Genomic DNA, 10,091 nt, shown 5'->3' on the forward strand with positions numbered 1-10,091 from the left:
TTCCGAGCGCCGCACCGCCGGCCATGCGAGCGGCACCAGCGCCGACCATGGTGACGCCGGCCGCGCCGATCGCGGTGCCTCCGACGGACCCGGCGCCGAGCTGCGGCGCGCCGGCGACCAACCCTGACGCGATGCCCGGGCCGAAGATGCCAAGCCCGAACAGGGCGAGACTGGCGAGCACGAGGCTCATCGCCTGGCCGATATCGGGCTGCTGGCCGTCCAGCGCGGTGGTGAACTGGGTGAAATAGTTGGAGCCGATGCCGACGATGACGGCGAGGACCATGACCTTGATGCCCGAGCTGACGACGTTGCCCAACACGCGCTCGGCGAGAAAGCTGGTGCGGTTCCACAGCGCGAACGGCACGAGGATGAACCCGGCCAGGCTGGTCAGCTTGAACTCGAGGATCGTCACGAACAGCTGCACGGCGAGGATGAAGAAGGCGATGATGACGATGGCCCACGCGAACAGCAGGATCGCGATCGTCAGGAAATTGTCGAAGAAGGTCGTGATCCCGAGATACTGATGGACCTGCTTAAGCAGCGGCCAGGCAGCGGCGAACCCCGTGCCGGCGAGCCGGCCCGGCCGCAGCAGGTCGGCCGCGGTTAGCGTGCCGCCGCCGGCGGTGAGCCCGGCTTCAGCAAACGAGCGGAAGATGATGTCGGCGAGCGTCGAGAAGCTGTTCAGGATGAACGCGAACGCGCCGATGTAGAGGATCTTCCTGATGAACCGGCCGATGATGTCGCCTTCGCCGCCAAGCGCCCAGAACAGGCCTGCGAGCGTGACGTCGATGCCGATCAGCGTGACGGTTAGGAAATGGACATCGCCGCCCAGCAGCCCGAACCCGCTGTCGATGTAGCGGATGAACGCGGCGAGGAACTGGTCGATGACGTTGAGGTCGTTCACGGTGTCGCTGTCCTGATCAAGCGCGTAAGATGCCGCGGGGGCCCAGCTCGGGGAGCTGCGCCGAGCCCCGCGGCGACGGCGACGGGAGGCGACCGCCGCCGTCAGCCCGGCCGGCCTACTGGGGCGAGTAGGCCGAGCCGGAACCGAGAAACCTGGTGGTGGCGGCGTTTGCGTCGGACTCCGCCTGGATCTGCCGGGCCTGCGCGATCGCCTCGGCGCGATATTGCGCCGCCATCAGGTTCTGGATCTGAAACTGCTGCTTGGCGGTCAGCGCGAGGAGCTGGTTGGTGGCTTGGCCGACCTGGAGCGAACCTTCGGCGCCCTGGCTGCGCGCGACGATGCCGGCGAGCGTCTGCGCGTCCGCCTGCACGTTCTCGGCGACCTGCGCCTGCACCGTCATCGTCTGCTTGAACGCGGCCATCGTCGTGTCCAGCCGCGTCCGTGCTGCGATGACCTGGCGGTCGAGCGTGAGCGCCTGGGTGAAGCTGGTCGGGAACAGCGCACGGAATTGCTGATCGAGATCGGCGACGCGGAACCGGATGCCCTGCGCCTGCCCCATCAGTTGGTCGATCTGCTGGAGCGTCTGACGGATGGCATCGAGCTCAGGGAAGCTGATCGTCGTCAGGTTCTTCGCCTGATTGATCAGGCCCTGCGCCTCGTTCTGCAGCGAGCGGATCTGGTTGTTGATCTGCTGCAGCGTGCGCGCGGCGGTGAGCAGGTTCTGGCTGTAGTTGCTGGGATCGAACACGATGATCGCCTGCGCGGGTGTAGCCGGCAGGGTCAGCGCCAGCGTGCCGGTGGCGGCGACGCCGAGCAGGGCCGCGATGCGGTGGCGGAACAGGGGTCGACGGGTCATGACAGTGTCTCCGGTTGGGGGTTGGGGAAGTCGGCGAGCAGCGACGCGCCCCAGTCCAGGCCGCGCGCTTCGAGAAAGCTGGCGGCGAACTCGGCGGCGCCATGGTCGGCGAGCACCGTGTCGATCCGCTCCTGGTTGTCGGGATCGGACCCGCCGCACAGCGCCAGCGCGATCGGTCCGAGGCCGAGTTCGAACAGCCGGTTCCCGCGCGCGGACTGCAGGTAATAATGCCGCTTGGGCGTCGCGCGCGCGATCAGCTCGATCTGCCGGTCGTTGAGGCCGAACCGCTCATAGGCTTGGCGAGACTGCGGCTCGATCGCGCGATCGTTGGGCAGCAATATGCGTTGTGGGCAGCTCTCGATGATGGCGGGCGCGATACTGCTCCCCGTGATGTCGTCGAGGCTCTGCGTCGCGAACAGCACCGCGACATTCTTCTTGCGCAGCGTCTTCAGCCACTCGCGGATGCGCGCGGCGAACAATGGATCGTCGAGCAGGCTCCAGGCCTCGTCCAGTATCAATAGCGTCGGCCTGCCGTCGAACCGCTGCTCGATCCGGTGGAACAGGTAGGTGAGAACCGGTGCTACGACGCCGTGACGCAGCATGAGCGCCTCGGTCTCGAAGCATTGGACATCGGCATAAGCGAGCCGCTCGGTGGAAGCGTCGAGGAGCCCGCCATAGGCGCCGTCGAGCGTGTAGGGCTCGAGCGCCGTCCGCAGCGCATTGGACTGAAGCAGAAGGCTCAGCCCGGTAAGCGTGCGCTCCTCCGGCGGTGTCGTCGCGAGGTTGCACATCGCGGACCAGATCCGCTCCTTGATCTCGGGGGTGACCGCGACCTTCTCGTGCGCGAGCAGCGCCGCCACCCAGTCGGCAGCCCAGCTGCGTTCACTGTCGTCATCGATGCCGCGCAGCGGCTGGAAGCTGAGCCCGCCGTCGCCGCCATGCTCCGGTTGCGGTCCGAGCGAGTGATGGCTGCCGCCCATGGCCAGCACCGCGGCGCGCGCGGAGAAACCCATGTCGAAGATGATGATCCGGGCGCCGGCGTAGCGGCGGAACTGCATCGCGATCAGCGACAACAGCACCGACTTGCCGGCACCGGTCGGGCCGACCACGAGCATATGCCCGACGTCGCCGACATGCGTGGACAATCGAAACGGCGTTGAGCCCGCGGTCTTCGCCACCAGCAGCGGCGGTGCGCCGAGATGCGCGTTCGATGCCGGTCCCGCCCAGGCGCTCGACAGCGGCATCAGGTGTGCCAGGTTGAGCGTGTGGACCAGTGGCTGGCGGACGTTTGCGTAGACATGGCCGGGCAGTGACGACAGCCACGCCTCGACCGCGTTGACGCCCTCCCGGATGGTCGTGAACCCGAGCCCGTTGACGATGCGCTCGACGGCACGGACCTTGTCCTCGACCCGACCGCGATCTTCGTCGGTGACGGTGATCGTCGTGGTCAGATGACCGAACGACACAAGATCCTGCCCGAGCGCCTGGAGCGCCTGGTCGGCATCGACGACCTTGTTGTCGGCGTCGCTGTCGAGCAGCTGCGCCGGCTGGTTGTACATGACCTCGCGCAGCAGCGCGGTGATCGACTTGCGCTTGTTGAACCACTGCCGGCGCAGCTTCGTCAGCGCCCTGGTCGCCTGCGTCTTGTCGAGCGCGATGAACCGCGTCACCCAGCGGTAGGCGAAATCCTGGTGGTTGAGCGCGTCGAGGATGCCGGGTCGGCTGAGGTTCGGGAAGCCGAGGACGGTGAGCGTGCGGATATGCTGGTCGCCCAGCATCGGCTCGAGGCCGCCGATGAGCGGCGTATCGGCGAGCAGGCCGTCGAGATAGATCGGTGTCTCGGGCAAGGTGATCGGATGCCGCCGCGTCGAGATCGTACCGTGCAGATAGGCGAGCGTCTCCGCCGAACCGAGCGCGCGGACCTCCGGCATGAACGCCGCGAACAGGTCGAGCGCGCGGTCCCGCTCGGCGATAAATCGGGCGAGCGCAGCGCGCCAGTCGCGTCCCTTCTCGGCTTCCGGACGATCGACGAGCGAGCGGCCGGCCGTGTCGCTGCTGTCGGCGGGCGGCAGCCAGGCGAGCGTCAAATGGAAGCGGCTCTCGTAATGCGCGCCGGCCTCTTCGAAGCCCGCCCGCCGCTCGAGATCGACTAGCCACGACGCGGGATCAGGAAAGTCGCTGGCGGGGTAGCCCTGCGCTTCGCTGCGTTCCGCGTCGAAGAACAGCGCCCATCCCGAGTCGAACCGCTTGAGCACGTTGTTGGCGCGCGCGCAGGCGGAGACCAGCTCGGCCTCGGTCGCGCTCTCGAGGTCGGGGCCACGGAACGCCAGCACCGCCAGGAAGCTGCCGTCCTTGTTGAGGACCACGCCCGGCGCGACCAGTGCCGCCCACGGCAGATGGTCGGCGAGGCGATCGGCGTGGGCACGATATTCGCGCAGGTTCAGCACGCGAGATATCCCTTCTGGCGGAGGTGGCGGAGCAGGACGGCCGCGAACTCGGGGTCGCGGCGCGCGGTGAGCGCGGCGAGGCTGTGCCCCGCCGCCCAGAGCACGACGCCCGCGATCCATTGTTGCAGGCCGAGCCCGACCGCGGCGGCGATCGTGCCGTTGACGATCGCCAGCCCCCGCGGCGCGCCGCCGAGCAGGATCGGCGAGTTCAAGGCGCCGTGGATCGGCGCCTCGAAGCCGGCGATATGCTGGCCGCTCATGCGATCAGCGCCCCGCCGCCGAAGCTGAAGAAGCTGAGGAAGAAGCTCGATGCGGCGAACGCGATCGAGAGGCCGAACACGATCTGGATCAGCCGCCGGAACCCGCCCGCGCTTTCGCCGAACGCGAGCGTCAGGCCCGTCGTGATGATGACGATCACCGCGACGATCTTGGCGACCGGGCCCTGCACCGACTCGAGGATCTGCTGGAGTGGCTGCTCCCACGGCATGCCGGTGCCGGCGGCGTCGGCGTGTGTGGCGAGCATGGCCGCCAGGCCGAGGACGGCGCCAGTGAGGAAGGTGCGGCGGCGGGAGGGGAAGCGCAGTGCAAGCATGGTCAGTCTCCTGGGATCGTAGGGCTTGGGGTGATGTCGATGACGGCGTAGCCACCGTCAGGATCGACGCCGACGACGCGCGCGATCGTCTCGACCCGGCGAGCGACGCCGCGGCCGGCGATGAACACGATCATGTCGATGGCGTCCGCGATCAGGCGGCGCGGCACGGTGACCACGCTCTCCTGGACGAGCTGCTCGAGCCGGTAGAGGGCAGACGCGGCGCTGTTGGCGTGGATCGTCGCGATGCCGCCGGGATGGCCCGTGTTCCAGGCCTTCAGCATGTCGAGCGCTTCGGGGCCGCGCACCTCGCCGACGATTATGCGGTCGGGACGCAGGCGCAGCGTCGAGCGAACGAGGTCGGCCATGGTGACCGAGCCGGCGCGGGTCCGCAGCGCCACCGTGTCGGCGGCGGCGCATTGCAGCTCGCGCGTGTCCTCGATCAGGATCACGCGTTCGTTCAGATGTGCCATCTCGGCGAGCAGCGCGTTCGCCAGCGTCGTCTTGCCCGACGACGTGCCGCCCGCGACAAGGATGTTCCGGCGCTCGACCACGGCGAGCGACAGCAGCCGCGCCGCCTCGGCAGACATGATGCCGCCCTCGACATAGTCCATCAGCGTGTGGACGCGGGCGGCGGGCTTGCGGATCGAGAAGCAGGGTGCAGTCGCGACCGGCGGCAGGATGCCTTCGAACCGCTCGCCGGCACCGTCGCCATGCGGCGGCAGCTCGGCGGACACGATCGGCCGGTCGCCATGGACCTCGCCGCGCGCATGCGCGGCGACAAGCCGGATGATCCGCTCGACCTGCGCGGGCTCGAGCCGCACATCGGTATCGACGCAACCCTCCCCGACAATGTCGACGCGGAGTGCTCCGTCCGGGTTGACCATGATCTCGAGGACGCGCTCGTCGCCGAGCGCGGCCGCGATCGCCGGCCCCATCGCGGTCCGCAGCATCGCACGGCGACGTTCGACGGAGAGCGCGCCGGTCATCGGCCCTGCTCCGCATCGAGCGTGATCGCACGGCGGCCGCCGGCGACCTGACGGCTGACCTGCGATACGAAAGCCTCGAAGCGCTTGGCCGCCATCGCGCGGCCTGCCTGGTCGTTCTCGGCGAGCGGCGCGTGGATGGCGAGCTCGTAGCGGACGAACAGCGCCAGCGTCTCGAGAATGACGGTGCCGTCACGCTCGACCCGGCCGAGCGCCGCCGTCATCCGATCAAGCCGGATGCCGAACCGATCGTCGAGCTCGGACGTGCCGCGCCGGTTGAGCCATGCGGCCACCGCATCGGCGAGGATCGCCGACTTGGACGCACCGGGCTTGGCGGCCAATGCCTCCAGCCGATCGCTGAGCGGCTTGGGCAGGAACAGCTGGTGACGGACCTTCGCGGAGCTCATGTCACAGCTCAAGCGCGAGATCGTCGGCGTGGCCGATGCCGGCGTCGATCGCGTAGACGTTGCGCGCGGCGCCGATCGCCTGCGCCTGATCCATCGCGCGCTTGTCAGCGGCGGGGTCGGTATCGTCGTCGCCGAGCCCCAGCGGATCGACAATGACGGGCTCCTGCTCTGCCGGCCGCTCGATCTCGTGGGCGGGATGGCGCGCCTGTTCGAGGCCGCCGGAGTTGACCTCTTCATCCGGCGATGTCTCGAGCGCGCCGAGCCGCGCATCGGTGTCGCAGGTCCGGCCTTGCCAGTCGTCGGGACGCGAGGCGGGGCGATCCGGATAGACGTCGGTCGTCAGCGTGGGCGGCGGCAGCACGCGCTTCGTGAAGGCCGGCTCCTCGAAATAGCGCAGCTTCGCGGCGCGGATCGGCGGCATCCCCGCAATCAGCAACAGCTCGTCGGTGGGCGGCAGCTGCATGACCTCGCCCGGCGTCAGCAGCGCGCGTGCGGTCTCCTGCCGGCTCACCATGACGTGCGCGAGCCAGGGGGCGAGCCGGTGCCCGGCATAGTTGCGCATCGCGCGCTGTTCGGTGGCGGTGCCGAGCGCGTCCGAGATCCGCTTGGCGGTGCGCTCGTCGTTGGTCGCGAACGCGACGCGGACATGGCAGTTGTCGAGGATGGCGTTGTACTCGCCATACGCCTTCTCGATCTGGTTGAGGCTCTGCGCGATCAGAAAGGCGCGCACGCCGTAGCCGGCGAGGAAGGCGAGGCTCGTCTCGAAGAAGTCCAACCGTCCCAGCGCCGGGAACTCATCGAGCATCATCAGCAGCTTGTGCCGGCCGGGCTGGCCCTCGGCGTGGAGATGCTCGGTGAGGCGGCGGCCGATCTGGTTGAGCACGAGGCGGATCAGCGGCTTGGTGCGGCTGATGTCGGACGGCGGCACGACGAGGTAGAGCGACAGCGGCGCCTTGCCCCCGACGAGATCGGCGATCCGCCAGTCGCAGCGCGACGTGACCTCGGCGACGGTCGGATCGCGGTAGAGCCCCAGGAACGACATCGCGGTCGAGAGCACGCCGGACCGTTCATTGTCGGACTTGTTGAGCACCTCGCGCGCGGCGGAGGCGACGACCGGGTGGACGCGCGGCGCGTCGAGTGTGCCGAGATGGTTGGTGCTCATCATCCGGCGGAGCGTCGCGGTGAACGGCCGCTGCGGATCGGACAGGAAGGAGGCGACGCGCGCGAGTGTCTTATCCTCCTCGGCATAGAGGATGTGGAGGATGGCGCCGACCAGCAGCGAGTGGCTGGTCTTCTCCCAATGATTGCGGCGTTCGAGTGCGCCTTCCGGGTCGACGAGGATGTCGGCGATGTTCTGGACGTCGCGCACTTCGTCCGTGCCGCGGCGGACCTCGAGCAACGGGTTGTAGCGCGCCGAGCGGGCGTCGGTCGGGTTGAACAGCAGGCAGTGCGAGAAGCGCTGCCGCCAGCCGGCGGTCAGCTGCCAATTCTCGCCCTTGATGTCGTGGATGACGGCAGAGCCGGACCAACCGAGCAGGGTCGGCACCACGAGCCCGACACCCTTGCCGCTGCGGGTCGGCGCGAACGCCATGATATGCTCGGCGCCGTCATGGCGCAGATAGCGCGCACCGAGCTTGCCGAGGAACACGCCCGCTTCGCCGAACAGGCCCGCTGCTCGCATGTCCCGCTCGGTCGCCCAGCGCGCGGAGCCATAGGTCGTGACGTTGCGCAGCTGGCGCGCCCGCCAAAGCGAGCCGAAGATGGCGGCGCCGCAGCCGGCGAACCCGCTCGCGCCAGCCATGATGCCGGCCTTCGAGAAGATGCGCGGGGCGTAGGCGTCGAAATGATACCACCAGCCAAATAACGCCCAGGGGCGATAGATGGGGCGGCCGAGCACCAGTAGCCACGGCGGGCCTAGTTCCGGCTGGTAGGCGAGTTCCGCTGCCGCCCATTGCGTCGCGAACCAAATGCCCGCGAGCACGAGTCCGAAGACGACGAGGATCTGGCCGATCAGCAGCTTGGTCGGGGTCATGCGGGCCTCCGCCCGCAGCGGAATTAGTCCGCGCCGGCTCGGCCGCTAGAGTCTCGCAACCGGCTCGATTTGATCAGGGCCTCTCCGCGGTCATTGGTGGTCTGTTCGAGGAATCTCAGTGTCGCCCCGGGTTGATTGCGCCTGAGCACTACTTCCGACTCGCTGCATGGGAAGCCGCGCCACCTACATCTTCGGAGGCGGCGTACTCTGGGAGATCACCACAGCGAGACCTCCCACTGGCCGTTGACCCGAGCGAAACCGACGGATCGGTTCTGTGGAGAGGAGCCCTTCTGCAGGACCATCTGCGTCATGCAGTTTACTCCGGCCGTCAGCGTGGCGGGTGCACAGTCGCCGAGGATCAAGGTAGCTTCAGGGAACGTCATAAACCCAACCTTGTGGCGCCGAACCGCGGCCGTCGCCTCGTCCTCGGTCGGTTGGATGAGCACGCTTGGCGCCGACGTGCCAGGGGTCCGGTGGAACCAATATCCGGCTCCGAAGCCGGTCACCAGAGAAACAACAATGATTAATATCAAGGGACTTCTCGTCATGGATGCCTCCAATGCCTCTCATTAGAGGCTGACACTCGCATGGCAATGTGTAAACCTCCTAAGAGTTCTCGCTACCTCCCGAAGCGTATCTCAGTCATTATAGTCTTTCAGTCACAAGGTTGAGTAGATCTTAAGCCGTTGGCCTGCTCTTCTCCGTCTGTGTGCTCGCGCTCCCAGGTTCGGCCCTTGCAGCGCCTTGCTACAGATGGCGCGAACACGTTCTTGGTGCATTATCGCTACAGCACCAACACGCGAACGTGCGACGCCCACGCTACGATAACTACGGAGAACCGGGACGGTAGAAACTTCCTAAAGTCTAGGCCAGTAGAAGGCTGCTGAAGTCGTGCCCGGACGCTCAGGCCACCATGCTGCAGGGCCAAAATTGCTATCATTCAGGCTCGGTTCCGGAACGCATAGCCGAATGCCTCTCTTTCCAAGAGGTTTGGAGACTGACGCCGGGAAAGTACATCGTACCGCAGGCGCCACCGCTTCACCGATATCGGGCAATTTTCCTGAGAGCGCGGGAGAGCTCATCGATCGAATAGGGCTTATGAAGCAACTCGAACCCGTGTGTTCCGGTTTGCGCCAGCACCTCGCTGTAGCCGCTGGTCAAGATGACAGGGATCGCAGGATAGAGTCGGCCGATCTCCTGCCCAAGCTCGATGCCGGACATGCCCGGCATCATGACGTCTGAGAACACCACGTCGAACCGATTCGAGCAGGAAACCAGCTCCGCGAGCGCCTTTGGCCCGTCCATCGCGAGCACGGTGTCGTAGCCGAGCTCGGACAGCGCCTGCGTCGCGAATCTGCCGACATCGACGTTGTCCTCCACAACGAGCACGCAGGCACCTTCTCCTACTGAAAGCGCATCGTCGTTTTCGGTTGCCGTCGGCTGGGCCTTTCCGGCGACCTGAGGAAGGTAGAGCGTGAAGGTCGAGCCGTGACCCTCACGGCTCTCGACGAAGATGTCGCCGCCGGACTGCTTGGCGAACCCGAACACCTGAGACAATCCAAGGCCGGTGCCCTCACCGATGCCCTTGGTAGTGAAGAACGGCTCGAAGATCTGGTCGATCTTGTCGGGCGCAATGCCAGATCCCGTGTCGCTGAGCGCGATCGTCACGAACTTACCCGTCACGGCAGGGTGCCTGCGGATCGAGGGCATGCGGGGCGTCGCGCCGACCGCAATCGTCAGCTCGCCCTCGCCGTGCATGGCGTCGCGCGCATTGACCGCCATGTTGACGATGGCGGTGTCGAACTGGCTCCGGTCGGCGTCGATGTAGCAGGGCTCCTCGGCGAGGCGCACGGCCACCTTTATCCGCGAG

Annotated in this window: 10 protein-coding genes; all 10 read right to left on the reverse strand. The window is 67.2% G+C overall.

The window, feature by feature from the left end; genetic code table 11:
- The coding region (gene trbL, locus HUU96_RS05685) for a P-type conjugative transfer protein TrbL (RefSeq protein ID WP_174291878.1) at window positions 1-904 on the reverse strand (904 nt) is incomplete at its 3' end.
- A gap of 115 nt (window positions 905-1,019) precedes the next feature.
- On the reverse strand, window positions 1,020-1,760 hold the full coding sequence (trbJ, locus tag HUU96_RS05690) for a P-type conjugative transfer protein TrbJ (RefSeq protein WP_174291879.1): 741 nt from the start codon (window positions 1,758-1,760) through the stop codon (window positions 1,020-1,022).
- A complete protein-coding gene (gene trbE / locus HUU96_RS05695; RefSeq protein ID WP_174291880.1) occupies window positions 1,757-4,207 on the reverse strand; it encodes a conjugal transfer protein TrbE in 2,451 nt (816 codons plus the stop codon). The genes trbJ and trbE overlap by 4 nt, the downstream gene beginning before the upstream one ends.
- A complete protein-coding gene (locus tag HUU96_RS05700) occupies window positions 4,201-4,467 on the reverse strand; it encodes a VirB3 family type IV secretion system protein (protein ID WP_174291881.1) in 267 nt (88 codons plus the stop codon). The genes trbE and HUU96_RS05700 overlap by 7 nt, the downstream gene beginning before the upstream one ends.
- Window positions 4,464-4,799, reverse strand: a complete 336-nt coding sequence (locus tag HUU96_RS05705; RefSeq protein WP_174291882.1) for a TrbC/VirB2 family protein — start codon at window positions 4,797-4,799, stop codon at window positions 4,464-4,466. Before HUU96_RS05705 ends, HUU96_RS05700 begins: the two co-directional genes overlap by 4 nt.
- A gap of 2 nt (window positions 4,800-4,801) precedes the next feature.
- Window positions 4,802-5,785, reverse strand: coding sequence for a P-type conjugative transfer ATPase TrbB (gene trbB / locus HUU96_RS05710; protein ID WP_174291883.1), 984 nt, complete (start codon window positions 5,783-5,785; stop codon window positions 4,802-4,804).
- Window positions 5,782-6,189 (reverse strand): CopG family transcriptional regulator, encoded by a 408-nt coding sequence (locus HUU96_RS05715; RefSeq protein ID WP_174291884.1) that lies wholly within the window; start codon window positions 6,187-6,189, stop codon window positions 5,782-5,784. The genes trbB and HUU96_RS05715 overlap by 4 nt, the downstream gene beginning before the upstream one ends.
- Window position 6,190: 1 nt before the next feature.
- A complete protein-coding gene (locus HUU96_RS05720; protein ID WP_174291885.1) occupies window positions 6,191-8,221 on the reverse strand; it encodes a conjugal transfer protein TraG in 2,031 nt (676 codons plus the stop codon).
- Window positions 8,222-8,436: 215 nt separating this feature from the next.
- Window positions 8,437-8,769 (reverse strand): hypothetical protein, encoded by a 333-nt coding sequence (locus tag HUU96_RS05725; protein ID WP_217430270.1) that lies wholly within the window; start codon window positions 8,767-8,769, stop codon window positions 8,437-8,439.
- Between the two features lie 490 nt (window positions 8,770-9,259).
- A partial coding sequence (locus HUU96_RS05730) for an ATP-binding protein (RefSeq protein WP_174291886.1) occupies window positions 9,260-10,091 on the reverse strand: 832 nt, incomplete at its 5' end.

Source organism: Sphingomonas bacterium (genome assembly GCF_903644135.1).
GTDB lineage: Bacteria > Pseudomonadota > Alphaproteobacteria > Sphingomonadales > Sphingomonadaceae > Sphingomonas.

What these genes read in the sequence shown, in the direction of transcription:
- trbJ (WP_174291879.1), bottom strand. Translation starts at nt 1,760, where the DNA reads ATGACCCGTCGACCCCTGTTCCGCCACCGCATCGCGGCCCTGCTCGGC.
- HUU96_RS05700 (WP_174291881.1), bottom strand. Translation starts at nt 4,467, where the DNA reads ATGAGCGGCCAGCATATCGCCGGCTTCGAGGCGCCGATCCACGGCGCC.
- HUU96_RS05705 (WP_174291882.1), bottom strand. Translation starts at nt 4,799, where the DNA reads ATGCTTGCACTGCGCTTCCCCTCCCGCCGCCGCACCTTCCTCACTGGC.
- trbB (WP_174291883.1), bottom strand. Translation starts at nt 5,785, where the DNA reads ATGACCGGCGCGCTCTCCGTCGAACGTCGCCGTGCGATGCTGCGGACC.
- HUU96_RS05715 (WP_174291884.1), bottom strand. Translation starts at nt 6,189, where the DNA reads ATGAGCTCCGCGAAGGTCCGTCACCAGCTGTTCCTGCCCAAGCCGCTC.
- HUU96_RS05720 (WP_174291885.1), bottom strand. Translation starts at nt 8,221, where the DNA reads ATGACCCCGACCAAGCTGCTGATCGGCCAGATCCTCGTCGTCTTCGGA.
- HUU96_RS05725 (WP_217430270.1), bottom strand. Translation starts at nt 8,769, where the DNA reads ATGACGAGAAGTCCCTTGATATTAATCATTGTTGTTTCTCTGGTGACC.